The organism is Brasilonema sp. UFV-L1 (assembly GCF_012912105.1).
Lineage (GTDB): Bacteria > Cyanobacteriota > Cyanobacteriia > Cyanobacteriales > Nostocaceae > Brasilonema.
Genome location: NZ_QMEA01000152.1, coordinates 1 through 14,610, shown reverse-complemented (window position 1 = coordinate 14,610; position 14,610 = coordinate 1). Strand labels below are relative to the sequence as shown.

The 14,610-nt window shown below is 39.3% G+C and carries 15 protein-coding genes and 1 pseudogene; 8 read left to right on the top strand and 8 right to left on the bottom strand.

The window, feature by feature from the left end; translation table 11 throughout:
* The 3 genes from DP117_RS29065 to DP117_RS29055 all read right to left on the bottom strand — a co-directional run.
* Positions 1 to 1,862: dynamin family protein (locus tag DP117_RS29065; protein ID WP_169221679.1), on the bottom strand; the 1,862-nt coding region annotated here is incomplete at its 3' end.
* Between the two features lie 805 nt (positions 1,863 to 2,667).
* Positions 2,668 to 3,555, bottom strand: a complete 888-nt coding sequence (locus DP117_RS29060) for a hypothetical protein (RefSeq protein WP_169221678.1) — start codon at positions 3,553 to 3,555, stop codon at positions 2,668 to 2,670.
* Entirely contained in the window at positions 3,556 to 5,046 is a 1,491-nt protein-coding gene (locus tag DP117_RS29055) for a hypothetical protein (protein WP_169221677.1), read from the bottom strand. It abuts the gene before it with no gap.
* 43 nt (positions 5,047 to 5,089) lie between these two features.
* Here DP117_RS29055 and DP117_RS29050 point away from each other — a divergent pair, with 43 nt between their 5' ends.
* Both DP117_RS29050 and DP117_RS29045 read left to right on the top strand, forming a co-directional pair.
* Positions 5,090 to 6,433: a hypothetical protein gene (locus tag DP117_RS29050; protein ID WP_169221664.1), complete on the top strand. Its 1,344-nt coding sequence runs from the start codon at positions 5,090 to 5,092 to the stop codon at positions 6,431 to 6,433.
* Between the two features lie 212 nt (positions 6,434 to 6,645).
* Positions 6,646 to 6,954 carry a hypothetical protein gene (locus tag DP117_RS29045; protein ID WP_169221676.1) on the top strand — a complete coding sequence of 103 codons (309 nt, stop codon included), beginning with the start codon at positions 6,646 to 6,648 and terminating at the stop codon, positions 6,952 to 6,954.
* Positions 6,955 to 7,065: 111 nt separating this feature from the next.
* Here the strand turns inward: DP117_RS29045 and DP117_RS29040 are convergent, their stop codons facing one another.
* The 4 genes from DP117_RS29040 to DP117_RS29025 all read right to left on the bottom strand — a co-directional run bounded on the left by DP117_RS29040 (position 7,066) and on the right by DP117_RS29025 (position 8,881).
* A complete protein-coding gene (locus DP117_RS29040; RefSeq protein ID WP_169221675.1) occupies positions 7,066 to 7,320 on the bottom strand; it encodes a hypothetical protein in 255 nt (84 codons plus the stop codon).
* A gap of 25 nt (positions 7,321 to 7,345) precedes the next feature.
* On the bottom strand, positions 7,346 to 7,807 hold the full coding sequence (locus DP117_RS29035; RefSeq protein ID WP_169221674.1) for a hypothetical protein: 462 nt from the start codon (positions 7,805 to 7,807) through the stop codon (positions 7,346 to 7,348).
* Positions 7,804 to 8,472, bottom strand: a complete 669-nt coding sequence (locus tag DP117_RS29030) for a hypothetical protein (protein WP_169221673.1) — start codon at positions 8,470 to 8,472, stop codon at positions 7,804 to 7,806. Before DP117_RS29030 ends, DP117_RS29035 begins: the two co-directional genes overlap by 4 nt.
* Before the next feature lie 124 nt (positions 8,473 to 8,596).
* A complete protein-coding gene (locus DP117_RS29025; protein ID WP_169221672.1) occupies positions 8,597 to 8,881 on the bottom strand; it encodes a hypothetical protein in 285 nt (94 codons plus the stop codon).
* Between the two features lie 63 nt (positions 8,882 to 8,944).
* On the opposite strand from DP117_RS29025, the gene DP117_RS29020 reads away from it, so the two are divergent.
* A complete protein-coding gene (locus DP117_RS29020) occupies positions 8,945 to 9,373 on the top strand; it encodes a hypothetical protein (RefSeq protein ID WP_169221671.1) in 429 nt (142 codons plus the stop codon).
* Positions 9,374 to 9,450: 77 nt separating this feature from the next.
* Here the strand turns inward: DP117_RS29020 and DP117_RS29015 are convergent, their stop codons facing one another.
* On the bottom strand, positions 9,451 to 9,771 hold the full coding sequence (locus DP117_RS29015) for a hypothetical protein (protein WP_169221670.1): 321 nt from the start codon (positions 9,769 to 9,771) through the stop codon (positions 9,451 to 9,453).
* A 465-nt stretch (positions 9,772 to 10,236) separates the two neighbouring features.
* Here DP117_RS29015 and DP117_RS29010 point away from each other — a divergent pair, with 465 nt between their 5' ends.
* The 5 genes and pseudogenes from DP117_RS29010 to DP117_RS28990 form a co-directional block, all read left to right on the top strand.
* Complete coding sequence (locus tag DP117_RS29010; RefSeq protein ID WP_169221669.1) at positions 10,237 to 10,887, top strand: hypothetical protein; 651 nt, start codon at positions 10,237 to 10,239, stop codon at positions 10,885 to 10,887.
* A gap of 382 nt (positions 10,888 to 11,269) precedes the next feature.
* Positions 11,270 to 11,452: a hypothetical protein gene (locus tag DP117_RS29005; RefSeq protein WP_169221668.1), complete on the top strand. Its 183-nt coding sequence runs from the start codon at positions 11,270 to 11,272 to the stop codon at positions 11,450 to 11,452.
* Positions 11,453 to 11,622: 170 nt separating this feature from the next.
* Complete coding sequence (locus tag DP117_RS29000) at positions 11,623 to 12,882, top strand: hypothetical protein (RefSeq protein WP_169221667.1); 1,260 nt, start codon at positions 11,623 to 11,625, stop codon at positions 12,880 to 12,882.
* A gap of 118 nt (positions 12,883 to 13,000) precedes the next feature.
* Positions 13,001 to 13,483 carry a hypothetical protein gene (locus tag DP117_RS28995; RefSeq protein WP_169221666.1) on the top strand — a complete coding sequence of 161 codons (483 nt, stop codon included), beginning with the start codon at positions 13,001 to 13,003 and terminating at the stop codon, positions 13,481 to 13,483.
* A gap of 694 nt (positions 13,484 to 14,177) precedes the next feature.
* Positions 14,178 to 14,610 (top strand): annotated as a pseudogene (locus tag DP117_RS28990) (hypothetical protein); the annotation flags it as partial.

Below are 14,610 nucleotides of genomic sequence, written 5' to 3'. Positions count from 1 at the left end.
GAACACAGCTTTTTATCCAAAGTCCAATCATTAACTTTTGCTAATAAATTATCTGCTTTGATTTTAGAATCGAATTGAATTTGTGGATTTTTCGGATCAAATCGAAAATATTTTTGTACATTATCACTCGGTATTGTTTGCAGACGTTCTATCAGATGTAATTTTCTATTTAATGGAGTGAGCCAATATTCATGAAGTAGTTTTTGAATTTTTTCTTTTTCAGTTTCTTGTTCAAGTATTTCTTGTTCTTTTTGCTCTAGCTCCTGCCTTTCTTGTTTTTTCCCCTCCTTGAAGTAAGATTCCAGAGCTTCTCTCAACTCCTGCTTCATTGTTTCATACTCTTGTTGAATAACTTCTAAAAAATTCTTTATCAACTGTTTTAACGCTTTATCGGCTTTTGCTTCAGCATTTTCAACTTCTTTTATATCTTGTGTAAAACCATTTATCAGTTGAAGAATATCTTCTACACTTTTAGTCAAAGCACCACGGCGTAACTCTAGAAAATTCTCCAGACGATTTCCAAATTTAAGCATATTGTAAGTAGCAGATTGCATACTTATCAACGCAGCTGTACTGGCTGCTTTTACAATAACTTCCTCAATAGGCTGGTCAAAATTACTATTCTCCCAAAGGTCTTGTGCAGCAGTTCTAACTGTTTCTACTTCGTGAATTTTCTCTTTCCAACGAAATCTTATAGCTTCTTTACCAAAGTCAACTACCCAACCATATTTTTTATAATCTGGCAAACATCCCTCTTGGTCAATTTCATACAAAGCACGGTTAGAAAGGTAACCATAGCGAGCAGATACTGGATATACTCGCTCTTGTGTAATTCGACCATCCATGAAGCTTTCTGCAACATAGCGTTTCACTTCATCCTCTGTCATGCCGTTAGAATCTTGCTGATCAAACTTATTGACGAGGACAAATAAGCGATCATCAAGCTGATCAATTTGGCTTGCTAGTTCTTCACGGATTTCACCTTCTGCTTGAGATTTTAATTGAGTGTAATCCACAATTGCTAATACTGCTGATGCTCTTTCTATTTGAGTTCTTAGTACTTTGCGTAACTTTTCACCTAGAAAAAGTTCATTTGGACCAGGCGTATCTAATATAGCGAAGCTTCCTTTGGTTAGTTCCTTTTCACTGGCTAAGTGGAAAAACTCTACTTCGATAATCGGTAAAGTATCTATACTTTCATATTCTTCTATGGGAAGCTCAACGTTAATACGGGAGTCTATAGCTAACCGCATCAAATCATTCAGAAACTTTAAGAATTTGAATATGTTCTCTTGCCGCTCATAGTGGTCTTGAAATTGATGGAACTTACCCTGAAGAATGCTTTGAATTAGTTCTTTTCCATCTTTATCTTTATATAGTTCTACTGACTCTAATTGGTTCTTGTGTTCCAAATCAGATAACTTTTCCTTGATGTCATCAACCATCTTTTTAATCGGCTGATGTTTAGGAAAAGATAAAACAGGTTCTTTTTGCCCTATTCGATGCCTAATTAATGTTGGCAAGGAAGTCATTGGGTGATTACGATTGGGTAATATCTCTGAGCCTACAATGGCATTAATGGTAGTTGATTTACCTGCTTTCATAGTGCCTACCACTGCCAAAACCATTTCTAGCTTGTCAACCTTTTGCACTTCGTTATTGAGAATCGCTTGCCAGTTCTTCACTGTCTGGCTGTCGGTTCTTTGTTGTCCATCCTCACTACTTTCCTTAAGTAAGTCGGGCATCTCCAGTAAGTCATCTAGAAGATCATTCTGATTGCGAATCAGGCGTAGAACCTCTTTACAAGTTGCATCAATCAAATCAGCGTGCATCATTTTTCCTCCTTGTTTATCAACTTGCATGATTTCAACTGTCTTGTATAAATCTGGAAGCTTACAAACCCTTTCGGGGTAGGGAACAGGCAAGAGGGAACGGGGAACAGTGATAAAAACTTTAGTTGTGGGTATAAAGCCCACTTTAAAAAAGATGTTTTTCAAGACGCAAAGCGCGAGAAAAACGGCGTCCTTATTACAATCCCACGCTTTAAAGCGTGGGTTTCCCTGTTCCCTATTCCCTCTGAAAAGCAATTCTGTCAATCTAGCGGCGTGAATGTAAGCCTGTAACTGTTTCCAGCACTGGCACACAACTGATTGAACATTTATACTTACATCGTTAAGAACAGACAAAAGTTACTACACAAAGCTTTTTTACAATTTCGGTAAAAATTTTCAGCAATATTTCATCGTCTGCCGTCAAAATTTGACTATTTTTGTGATTTTTTAATATAGTGTTTATTGTGATATGAAATACATAGTCCTGCTAATAGTTTTGAATTAGCCAGCTATTTGCAGTTTTGCTATTGTAATGATTATGAGTTTCATTTTTTGTCGAAGTTAGCTAAAAATTCAGTAATTTCTCTAGCCATTACTTAGAAGATATGAGAATGGCGAAAGAACACAAAAACTTTACAAAGAGATGTTATTAATAGAATAGTTGACATTAACCCTCTTTTTACGTACTTTCGCAACAAGAGTATCAATATGACAAATAACAGAATGCGTAGACGCCTAGCGGCTTGTCGTCAGACATCGCCTAATATATGATTCTGCTTGAGGTTCAGATAATGAGATGAGGTTGTTTTTCTCTGCTTAGAATGATAGAAAAGGGTTAAGGTAACTTCCATACTTGAACCAAAGAGTAATCAGACCTGACACTAGTTTGAACACCTCTGGTAAGGTAAATCCTTAAATCGGCTGTTTGCCCAGCCGTCATAATCAAAGGACGAGCGTTAGAAGCGTTGATTGTTAAATCACCTCTGGCGCTTTCGGTTTGTCCTAGAATCGCATATTCTTGCCCAGCAGTAAACAGAGATAATTTTGCTGACATATCAGGACTTGTTTGTGTTGCAGTCGTAGTGACACGGATTTGTGCATGAAAAACAAAGTCACCTGCCGTTTGTGCTGTAAAAAGTCCAGATGTATTAAATCCGTTCCCCTCTAATGCTTCAAATGGAATACGGTAATAGGTGTCTCTTGCAGGAATGGGAAAGTCTTGTGTTTTACGAGCAAGCGCAATTCTTTGCCAAGCACGGCTATTTGCATATTCAATTGTTGCAAAGTTATCAGTATTAATAGCTGGTGGACGCACTTCAAAAAGAGGATAGTTTTGAATTTCAGTGATTTGACCTCCGGAAGTGACAACACGCGCTATTTCATAACCTCCTGATGGACGTGTCGTAGCAACAAGTACTTGAGCATTATTATCAATATAAACGTAGCTTGTGGAGTTGTCAGGACAAGTTATTGAAAGTGCTGCGATACTAGCAACAATTCCCCCGATTTTAATAGTTCCAGCTGCTACATTAGCAGTGAGTCCAGCACTACGAGTGACTTGAAAAGCTTGGCTTAACTGACTTTGTAGTGTTCCCAATTTTTCGTTAGCAACTGCTAAACTTTGTTCTAAGTCTGCAAGCTTGCGGGAAGCGGCATTAATCCAAGCTGCTCTTAAAATATCTGAGTCTTGGGCAACCTGACCCAAGTTGACAATATCTACCATTTAAGCGATTCTCCACATCACAAAATAATTATTTTGTCCAGTATTGCCGCCAGGTGAAATAGAATTACCACTAGAATCCACACCACCGCCACCCATTTTGGCGCGTACATTAAAAGTATCACCTGCAAATACTCCAGCTAGAAACCTCCAACCGATACGACGCGATCGCCAAGCCCCAGCAGTAGAAGATTCATTTTCGTAAATCAAGTTACCAAAGTCTGTAAAAGTGCTGTTGGCATACTTGGACACAACAACATCAAAAATTGTTCTGGTATTATTTGCCCCGATATTACCAGCCACCTCAAAAAGCAGATTGACATGTAGCAGGTAATTTCCATCTGCTGGAATCGTGATATCACCATTTGTCGCAAGAACAGTGCCTGTATTTATAACTCTATTATCCCAAGCAATAACTGTGTAGCCAGATGTTGTGATATCTTGTTGCGCCACGCGACGAGCATAAATCAGAGGACGAGGAAGCACGCCAGCAGGAATTAAAGCGGAGATCGCATCTTCAACATAATCAGCCGTGACTATCTCGCTCGGTTTTTCTGTATCAGCTACAGGATATGTCATGACTGAACGCTTTGCAGATTGCCCTGTAAAAACTGGATTCTGTCTTGTCGGTGTATCTGCCTTGAGAGCATATGGAGATAAATCAATATTTCCAAGAGATGCGATCGCAGCCCTGACATCCTCTCTTGCAGCTGCTTGATTACTCCCTGCCCAAGTTGTAGGACTATATCCAACAATTTGCGCTCCTGTTCCTCCTGGATCTCCTTTTTGCACAATCATAAACCAGTTAGCATCATCACCCGTCATTGGCGGTTGCTGACCTTTAAGACTTGCTGCATTGCGCCAAAGGTAGCCATTGCCGTTAAATCTGACAAGATCACCAAACACATAAAAGGTATTTGGATCATACTGCCCTTTGATTGTGAACTTACTTGATATCCTATCTTTATAAGTCGTGACAGTAGTTAACAGTTCTGCAAGCCGATACAGAGTAATGTTTAAGTAGGGTTGCTCTTGAGGGATGGCAATCAAATTTGCATAGTCTATTGGTGTAGGAGAATCAGGTACAACCGCATAAATCCCACTATCCGGAATAATGAGATAACTTGTGTCATCTACTTTATCAAGCAGTTGACTTTGTGCTGAATGAACTGAACCTGTATAATATTTGCTATCAGTATGTAAATGAACTGCACCTTTATAAACACTTCCATCTAAAAAATAGTAAGTTGTTGTCGTTTTAGTTTGTTTAGGTTGAAAGTTATAAGTTATACCTTCTGTCGTGACTCCGGGCGTACCACTCAGGTTTTGCGACTGCGGCACAGTAATTGTGAAAGCACCATTTGTAATTGGTGCTTCATAAGGAAGTAAAACAACAGTTTTTGGATTAGTAGAGGTATCAATAAATGGATGAGATGGGGTAACAGTAATTACGCCATTGATAGAAGCATTTAGTTTACCATTAATCGTTGTCATATACTAAGAGTGCTTCAACTTCAACACTCTTAGTATATGATTTATGAAAGAACTAATAAATGCTTTAACCAATGCAATTCTTGTCAAAGATGCTCATGATGGATTTATAGATATCTTTAATAAAATCATTGAGATTGAGGCAGAAGATTCGCAGGTGACAAAGCTGGCGATCGCTGCCCTTGGACACCGCATCACTTTTGATGATGATGGAATTGCCTTTATAGAACATTCTGGCTCTCGTGTCACACTACGAGAGTTACTTGTTTATATTCGGATACTGAGACAACTTTTTCCTTTCATTCCAGACGAAGATTATCAAGGTGAAGATTTACCTGGAATTGAATTGCCTGGTAGTAGCAGTGCGACAATCGACGATTCAGTAACAGTTCTAGATAAAACATGGTCAAGTAGCAAGATTCAAACTGGACTTAATACCAAGCAAAATACGGGGAATTACATTAGTGAGGGAGATTTAAGGCTATCTGATGCGCGATCGCCCCTACCCCATACTCACCCTTCAAACCAAATAACGGGCTTAGGAGACGCTGCAACCAAGAATACAGGCACAACTGCGGGAACCGTTGCAGCTGGTGATGATCCGCGCTTGACAAATGCGCGTACCCCCACAGGTGTAGCAGATGGCGATGTTACAGGTACTTATCCAAGTTCTGTAACACTTAAAACAACAGGTGTCACTGCTGGTACTAACTTTCTAGCCTCTGTCACAGTTGATACAAAAGGCAGAGTCACTGCAATCAACGCATATGACCCAGCAAAAGAAGGTATATTTCATGACCATTTCATGACCAACACGTTACAGTTGTTTGCGACATCAGGTTCAAAAAATGGTATTTACCAGCCTTCTGTTGCTGGACATCCAGGAATCTTACAGTTCCAATGCGATAATGCTGGAACTTATACAGTGCAAAAAAGCGCTAACCAAGCAATTATTTTTGGTAGCGGAATTTATAGATTCAGAAGCATTATTAGAATTCCAACAGTAGCCACGGCTGGAGATGGGTTTAACTGTTATTGGGGTTTCCTTGACTCTAGTGCCGCTTCTCCTCCTCAAAACGGCTGTTTATTCATTCATGACAATTCAAGAGGCATCTGGACAAGAAATGTGAGCGCTGGGAACGTAACCGAAGCTTCCAGCGGTATTAGTATTGTGGCAGGTGCTTGGTACGATACAGTTGTGGAAATCAACAAAGCTGCCAATAGTGTCACCTACTATGTAAATGGCAATTTGGTACAAACACTAACCGCCAATATCCCATCAACAACTCTTGCTTTTGGATATCACATCTATCGTGCTGCAAGTGTCACAACCGGGACACTCAGAGCAATCGACGTTGACTTTTTTAGTCTGTACTGGAATTTCAACTAAGACTGTTACGATAAGTACACTCTTTCTTTATGTTTTTTTATGTCGTTTGAGTGAGACTGAAAGAACTTTATTTAGATATGATATAGTCGGACATTTTAAAGTTCATCCGCTCGCTAGATATTCAAAAAAATATTTTTTGGTCTTGGAGACATCCAGATATTCAGGCATAATAGCAATTGAAGCTTGCGCCTCGCCACCTTCAAGCACTAACTATGGTAAAGAAACTATCCTCGTCAAGTAAACCAACTCATGGCTACAGCAAGATTGCAAATCGTGATCCTGACTGGAAACATTTTATTAAAAAAGTTAGTGGAATGCTAGGAGGAGTCACAGAGCAAAAAATGAGTGCGTCTGAACTTTCACGCTCTCACCCTGAGATACAGCCGTTAATTGCATCTTTGAACCAAAGCGATCGCTTATTTTTAGTCATCACTACAGAGGTAGATCAGCAAGACTCTATCGTTGTGTCCATCGAGTCCTGCTGGTCCAACACTCCTAAACAACTAAGTTTGTTCACTTGATTACTAAGATTATCCGTAGTCTCGGCTAGTTCAATACTCCAGCGGAAGAATGACAAACAATTAAGCGCGTGACAAATAAAACTTACGAAATTCTACGGCGCTGAGATCTTGTTAAACCTCTATGAAATCTGGAAGTTTTACACCGAGGCGATCGCTATACTCTAGCGCCAATCCTTTCCATAACCGTTGTTCAAAATCGTACCAAAATGTTATGCCTGGGGGTATATCATCTCTGTTGTGATCCACATTCCAAGACTTACTGCCACGATCTTGATCTACCTCGTATCCAGCGTTTATGAATGCCTGAGCGAGCACAGCACCTTGCGTATCAATTTTTTCGTTTTTGACTAAGTGTTTTAAATCCATATTCATCCCTTGACTTCATTTATATTCATTTTCTCCTCAATATTGAGTAAAGTTTGACAAATTCTTGTCTATTCTCATAAAGATTGACCCAATGAGAAGAGCGTTCAAAACCGAGCATGGTAAGAGTTGCGATCGCCTCATCATCAAGTCCCGCACCAGCTGCAAAGCTATGAAGTGTAAATCTTGAGCCTGATCTAGAATTTTCCCAAGCAGTAGTAATCTTGTGCCATTGATGAATCGCGTTTTCCTCCTCTGTCCCCTTGATAAGAGCAACAAGCTGCTTCGGTGTTGGCATCTCAGAACAAGTCAAAATTGCAGTTTTTACAGAACAAGCCAACTCTTTGCTAGATAATCGCGAATAGATATACTCTTGTATATCCGACAAAATATCAGACTCTGGTATAGGGCGATTAAAGTACAGACATAGCTTTTTGTACTGTTCGTAAAAGTCTATTGAGGGCGCAGTAGCGGTATTTGTAATGATCATGGTTCTTCCAGTGACTCTAACATTGATGGTTTTCTAATAAGCTGACTTAAAACTCCAGGAAGCCCGATGCTTCCCCAAAGTCCACAATATTTGTCATTAAGGTAAAGGTAAAAGAAATCTTCTTCATCCTCCAACGCTTGAACAATTTTTACAAAAATGCCTAATTGTGCAAACTCATCACTCTTTTTCTCTAGCCAATCGCGTAAAGTCTCTTCTGTTTTTTTTCTTTTGGGAGTAACAACAGGAGGAATTTTATCTTGATAATGTTTGCAATTAAACTCTTTAGCTAACCAAACACCTGCTAAATTGCGGTGACAGTTTGGTATCTCTATGTTGCTTTTCTCCCAACATAATAAGGTACAAACCTTCTGAGCTTGAGATAACCGAGTTATAGCAATTTCTATAGCCCTTCTGCGCCTAGTTAAAAGTTTATGATACCCCGTTGTATACTTTTCCCAACAATAAACTAAATCCGCTCTTCCAATCTTTTGAGATTTATACTTTTTTAAATTATTCTTCCAGTAAACCAGCAAATCAGGACTTGGAATAAGTTCAGTAAATTTTTCTATACTCTCATATCCTTTTGGAGAACTTGAAGAAATTCCTAAAAGTTTTCCTGTATGATTACTTGGCTCAAAAAATGATGCTGTACAAATCGTTAACATGAGCTATTATCGTAGTAATAAATCTAGATCGTGATTGCTAAGCTTGCGCTTGCTCCTTAATAAGTCGTAAGCTTCATCCGTCTTGATTTTGTCGCTTTATTGCCCGTGCATCAACACGGGTTTATTACTTATCAGATTCTTTCTTACCGAACTTTCTTGCACCTACTGGTGTTGCTCTAACACGCTCTACGACAAGTGGAAACAAATTTCGTTCTACAATCATCGCTAGAGCCTGATTGACTGCCTCACTCCTCTCACCTGGCTCAAAATAGTCTCTAAGCATCTGCTCATAAGGATGCTCAACATAAGCCACCAGACGAACTCTCTCAGGTTTTCTCTGACTAACGCTTTCTCTTAAAGCTCTTATACTATTAGGATTATTCCCAGTTCCAACTCCTTTAAGTCCCATATTACTATACTCCAATCTTGTATACTTAGATGCTACACTTTCTCGATAGTAAGTGTCAAGGAAATGATGGAAATTGATTCAAGTTATTATAATGTGTGGTTTGAAGAGTTTGTTGAATCATTTGTAAATGAAAAGAACTTGCTATATGAAGCATACAAAATAGCTAGCAAGAGCTTTAGTGAGTATGGTAGAGGTGCAGTGCTGTATGATGTTAGCTTAATCTTTCATCAGTGGTTAAGGTCAGAGCTTATCAAAGGGGAAAAAACCGAAATTTCTGTTGCCTATGGCTTGTCTTCCAATTCTAAAGAATGGCTACAAGAGTATAAAACACCACTAGAGAAAACCATACTGAACGCACTGAATCAGTATGACCCAGATAAAGAGTTTTTATTATGCGTTACATCTCAGATGAATGCTGAGCACCAGAAAACATTACCCAAAGCTTTATCTTTTAAAGTTGTTCAGATCACAGACTGCAAAAGTAGCCCATGAACGCCTTACTTTTCTGAGCACTACTCTTACAATTTGCGATCTACTTTTGAGACTGCTGCAATTGCACCACTCTCGAATCAACTCTTATCAGGATGAGATAAAGCAATGAGCATCTTCATATTGCATTGATCTGGATGAACTGTACGTGTGGAAGTCGATGTCAGCACGGCTAGAGCGTCCATAACAACACCTATAAGGCGATGTCTGTTAACTGGTCGGGATGGGGAAAGGTAAATGTCACCGTCATTATTAGTTGATATGATGATGTGTAATTCCTTATCCTCATCACTTCCTGCAAAGGTATTCAGGTCTTGTTCTTCCATATAAGATCTGTTGAAGGTGTACATGAAGGTGTACATAAATAGCTGCAACAGCAATAAACTAGCAAGTAACAGCATGAAACAATTCAAAAGAGCAGTACAGAAATAACAATGCTATGCATTGCTTTCAATTAGTAGTTACTTGCTTATCTTGTCTATTGAATGCAGAGAAAATTATTGAAAAACTCGCCCATAAATAATTGATGCCCCTCTAAAAATAATACTGATTAAGCTTATGTTATCAATGTCGGCTTAATTAAGGCGATATTAAGGTATTTGGAAAAACAAATTAACTATATTAAGTTTTGCCAACCTATAAATTTTCTATAAGAACAGAAGTACTATAACTTCGACTAGTCACTAGAAATTTGAGAAATTATTAGTACTGCAGTACTATTTTATTGACTTAGTATACAGTTTTAGAACTGTCACATTCTATTTCTATTTTATGCATTTAGTAAATAAAGTAGATTCATGGATGAGAGGACAGCAAAATACCACCTCTCACCGCAAGAACTCTAAAGAATTACAAGGAATTGAACGATGTTACTATCTCAAGCAATCGAAACACAAACCAACATTTACAACGATATCCAAGCGCAAATCAACGAATTACAAGAGCAACAACGCCAAATCCAAGTATACCTACAGCGTCTTGGAAGCGTTGAAAGTAAAATGGAGAGTGCTGCTGCGCTTTTGGAGGAGGCGATCGCAGAAATTGGAGAAGTTTGTCCGGAAGAGCTAGCAGGTTACAAAGAAGTCATTACAAGCTTATTTGCCTTTCCGATTGCACGACTAGAACCAGGCGTTGAAGAGGAAGAAGCTGTACAAGAGCCGTCACCGACGCCACAGCCACCCACAGATGATAGTGAAGAGAGTGAAGAAGAAGTTATTACAATTGATGCAAATCAAATAGAAATTCAAACCAATGAAGAATCTTTAGATGAGACTGACAACGAGACGATAGAAGACAAAATTGTAGAAATTGTAAAAACAGTTGATAAGTTGTCTTGGCGTGATTTTACCTCATTCGTTTCTTCAATAAGTAATCGTAGTATCAATACTAAGGGACGCGATCGCGACAGTATCAGAAGAGAATTTGAACAAGCTCTCAACAGACGCCAAATGCAGGCAGATCTTGTCAATTCTAAGTTAAAAGGTTTTATTGTTGGTAAAACATTAAAATCTGCTTAAGGCTTAAGATTGCGGCTGCTAATTCGCGCGTAGGCAGCCTAAATCAAAGAATTAAGAAAGAATTAAGAGTTTTTGGTTAAAACTGAACAGAGAACATTCATGACTGTCTTTTTCTTCATCAACACATGGTTCAGGAAGTTGAGCAATTTTGAAATCTCTAGCGCTCGGATGAGTGTTGTAACTACAGCACTCTTTATTCTTCATAAATTCCCTGATACAATACCCGAAAGAAACTGCTTAAGAGCAAGCTGTCAAAGGCATTTGACAGCAAATTCATAATGCTTTCTTATTGATGAGGTGCATAACTCATGAATATACAAATCATTTTTCTCTTTCCGTGTGACACGGAAAGAGTTATAGTACTTCCAGGAGGTGAACAAAGATGGCTAATCCAAACCCCAACGAATCCACAAGGTTTAAAGGCAAATGGTTGGACATTGAAGGTCAACCAGTTGAAACTAAAACTGTGCGATTTCCGGCTTACCTACTGCCACAATTGCAGGCGATTGCAATTCAGTTACATCAAGAGGAGGTGGCAAGACAAGCAAAAGAGAAATCCGCATAACTTTAAACCCCCAAGCGATTACGGCTCGCGGGAGGGGGCGAAGACGCTCCAATGCAATCACAATCAATTAACTACAAAAGGAGACATCATGTCCAATCATAGCTCATTCCAATGTCAAAGGAAAGAGAGCTTAAGCGTAGCTTCTTCAAAACTTCAAAGGAGGCTCGCTAATGTCTAAACAACAAAGCAAGTACGAAAAACTTCTTGAACAAGTTGTTGGCTTTCGTCGTGTCTATGCAACTGTTAGTGGTTCTGCCTGTGGTGGCTTGTTTCTGAGTCAAGCAAAGTTTTGGGATACACGTACAAGCGACCCAGAGGGATGGTTTTATAAAACTTATGCTGACTGGGAGAGAGAAACAGCGCTTAACCGAACTGAACTCGACAAGATTAGACACCATCTAGAAAATATGGAGATTATTGAAACCTGGAAGAAGGGCAAGCCAGCAAAACTTTACTACAGAGTTAATAACGCGAAGTTAGACGAGTTTCTGGATGCCGTACTAGATGGTACTTTTCAAGCTTCAAGACCAAAAAGCCCTAACCCTCGGAAAACTCGCAAGATTGCTGACGGTCAACAATCTTCAAGTTTGCTGACGGTCAACAACAGTAAGTTTGCTGACGGTCAACAAACTAGTGTTGCTGACGGTCAACAAACTAGTGTTGCTGACGGTCAACAAACTATCCTATATACAAAGAATACGAACATAGACTACAAAACAGAGAGAGAAGCAGCCCCTCACTCTCAAAAATCAGTTGATGTTAAATCAGAACAACCAGCGTTAACACCAAAATCAAAATCACCCATCATTCAACCCGTTGCAGTTGAACCCGTTACGGAGTTAAAAACAACGCTAGTTTCCTCTACAGTTGCCCCCTCTGACCAAAAAGAATTACCCGTTAACTCAGTTTCAACCGCGTTAACTCATGAAGGTAAAAATTCCGGCGCTGCGCCGCACAATAGTGAGAATCATTATCGTGAAAAGCAGTACAGTACTTATGTACTAGCGATGATAAAGAAGTGGGAAACTGAGGGAAAGCTACCTACAGATATTCGTGAGATTAATCAATGGGCCAAAGAGGAAATTGGAGAGTACATTCAGATGTACCGCAAGAGTGGTCATTTGATGAGTTCCAGTGCTACTGACATCAGCTCTGATTTTTTGGTTTACGTTGCGAACCAATGGAAGGGCAAGGACGCGGATACAGCGATCGCACGAATTCACAAGCTTGAATATCACAAAACTGACTGGACACCAAGGAAGTGGCAAGAACTAGCGATACTTGTAACTAAGTGGCAAGCGAGCAAAGCGACAGGCGATCGCAACATCAATATCAGTCAGAAATATCAAGAAGCGATTCAGCCAGAGACAAGACTGGAAAGAATCATGAGGGAAAGAAGAGAAGCGGCGCAGCGAGCAGAGCGGGGGTAAAACAGTAATGAGACTTGAATGGGACATATTTTGTGAAATACTTGCTGAACTTGAAACTCATTTCAACAAAAAACTGAGCAAGTTTGTTAAGGAGTCATGGTATGACAGATTGAAATTAATGTCTGAAGAACAATTGATTGACTCAGTAAAGGAAGCAGTTTGCTCTTGTAACTTCATGCCCTCCGCTGACGATTTACTCAAATTGGGCAATGGGCAACGTTTTCCCGGTGAAAGCATGACAGATGCCAATGGAAACTACTTTAGACCCACCTTACAGTCCACTGAGTCTATCGTAGAGAACATGACTGCTGAGGAATGCTTGAACAACATCAAGAAAATGAGAGAGCTTGCTGAAAAGATGAGTATGAGAAAACTACATTACAGGATGGAACAAGCTCAACAACAAAGAATGAGAGAAAATTTGACCAACCCTAATACACGGTTTGAAATCATGCGTCAGATGTTGCTTTCTGGTCGTCCTGATTGGGTGCGGGAGGCGATCGCGTGGGCAAAAAGCCAAGACAACATCATTCTTCGCTATGCCAAGGATGGAGATACAGAACCATCTGACATGCAACTCCTCGATAACATGGAATTCTAAGTAGAGGCATCTAAAAGGGGCAGGAATGCCCCTCTGATATGCTGCTAGCACCTTTCCTTATTTATTGAAAAACAAGTGCCAAGAACCTTAAAACTGCACCCAGAAAGGAGAACTATAGTACTGGAGTATTAGCCTAGTCTTAAATAATACATATATAGTTCTCCAGTACTACTGTTTCTATCCAAACTCGTGTGGTTCACCTTTGTTTTGTGCTTGTAATATTCGTGATAGTAGTCAAGAACCTTAAAACTGCACTCAGAAAGGAGAACTATAGTACTGGAGTATTAGTATAGTCTTAAATAATACATATATAGTTCTCCAGTACTACTGTTTCTATCCAAACTCGTGTGGTTCACCTTTGTTTTGTGCTTGTAATATTCGTGATAGTAGTCAAGTTTTGTTTTTGCAATTACTGTGGCTAAACTGAGATCGCTCTTCTCCTCTAAGGGTTCTACCAGCTTTTGTGTTGATGTATTTATTTAATTATTTTTTTATAATTACACATAGACACTATATCCCATTATTAATATAAAGGTTTTCAGGGAAAAAGTCAACCACCCGACCCCCTCAAAAAAAAGAATTTTTTTGAATCAAGACTGCTGTAATCAACACATTCATCAACTGTCAAGCCGAATATTGACAATATGCATTTTATAGATAAAATAGAGTTAAGCGACAAAATCAAATGAATCCTATGGCAATTACACTAGAGTCTATCATTCCAGAGTTACAAGCGTGGTTTCCTCCTGATCTGCACAAAGAAAGAAAACTGCCTGGAGGGGGCAAATGGTTTTATTTAAGTCATCAAACGATTACACAACGGTTAAATGATGTTTGTCCTGGAGAGTGGCATACCAAAGTTAACAATACGGTTATTAGTGGGGACTACACAGTTATTTACTTAGAATTAACAATTTGCGGTATAACTCGTACGGGTGTAGCAGACAACTTGACAGACCCTGAACTTAATGATGAAGGAAAGAGAAAGAGCATTGGTTCTCCTGTGGTCAATGCTTTTCGTCATGCGTTTCGCGATGCTGCTGAACAGTTTGGTATAGGAGCATATTTGGATGCTCAGACCTCGGATAGAGCCAAGTTTGTTACAGCGTATTGCAGGTTTATGAGGT

Bases quoted from the DNA above. Each gene is read 5' to 3' on its own strand.
- DP117_RS29035 (WP_169221674.1), bottom strand. From the start codon at position 7,807: ATGATCATTACAAATACCGCTACTGCGCCCTCAATAGACTTTTACGAA.
- DP117_RS29010 (WP_169221669.1), top strand. From the start codon at position 10,237: ATGTTACTATCTCAAGCAATCGAAACACAAACCAACATTTACAACGAT.
- DP117_RS29055 (WP_169221677.1), bottom strand. From the start codon at position 5,046: ATGACAACGATTAATGGTAAACTAAATGCTTCTATCAATGGCGTAATT.
- DP117_RS29050 (WP_169221664.1), top strand. From the start codon at position 5,090: ATGAAAGAACTAATAAATGCTTTAACCAATGCAATTCTTGTCAAAGAT.
- DP117_RS28995 (WP_169221666.1), top strand. From the start codon at position 13,001: ATGTCTGAAGAACAATTGATTGACTCAGTAAAGGAAGCAGTTTGCTCT.
- DP117_RS29030 (WP_169221673.1), bottom strand. From the start codon at position 8,472: ATGTTAACGATTTGTACAGCATCATTTTTTGAGCCAAGTAATCATACA.
- DP117_RS29000 (WP_169221667.1), top strand. From the start codon at position 11,623: ATGTCTAAACAACAAAGCAAGTACGAAAAACTTCTTGAACAAGTTGTT.
- DP117_RS29015 (WP_169221670.1), bottom strand. From the start codon at position 9,771: ATGCTGTTACTTGCTAGTTTATTGCTGTTGCAGCTATTTATGTACACC.
- DP117_RS29025 (WP_169221672.1), bottom strand. From the start codon at position 8,881: ATGGGACTTAAAGGAGTTGGAACTGGGAATAATCCTAATAGTATAAGA.
- DP117_RS29045 (WP_169221676.1), top strand. From the start codon at position 6,646: ATGGTAAAGAAACTATCCTCGTCAAGTAAACCAACTCATGGCTACAGC.
- DP117_RS29060 (WP_169221678.1), bottom strand. From the start codon at position 3,555: ATGGTAGATATTGTCAACTTGGGTCAGGTTGCCCAAGACTCAGATATT.
- DP117_RS29020 (WP_169221671.1), top strand. From the start codon at position 8,945: ATGATGGAAATTGATTCAAGTTATTATAATGTGTGGTTTGAAGAGTTT.
- DP117_RS29005 (WP_169221668.1), top strand. From the start codon at position 11,270: ATGGCTAATCCAAACCCCAACGAATCCACAAGGTTTAAAGGCAAATGG.
- DP117_RS29040 (WP_169221675.1), bottom strand. From the start codon at position 7,320: ATGGATTTAAAACACTTAGTCAAAAACGAAAAAATTGATACGCAAGGT.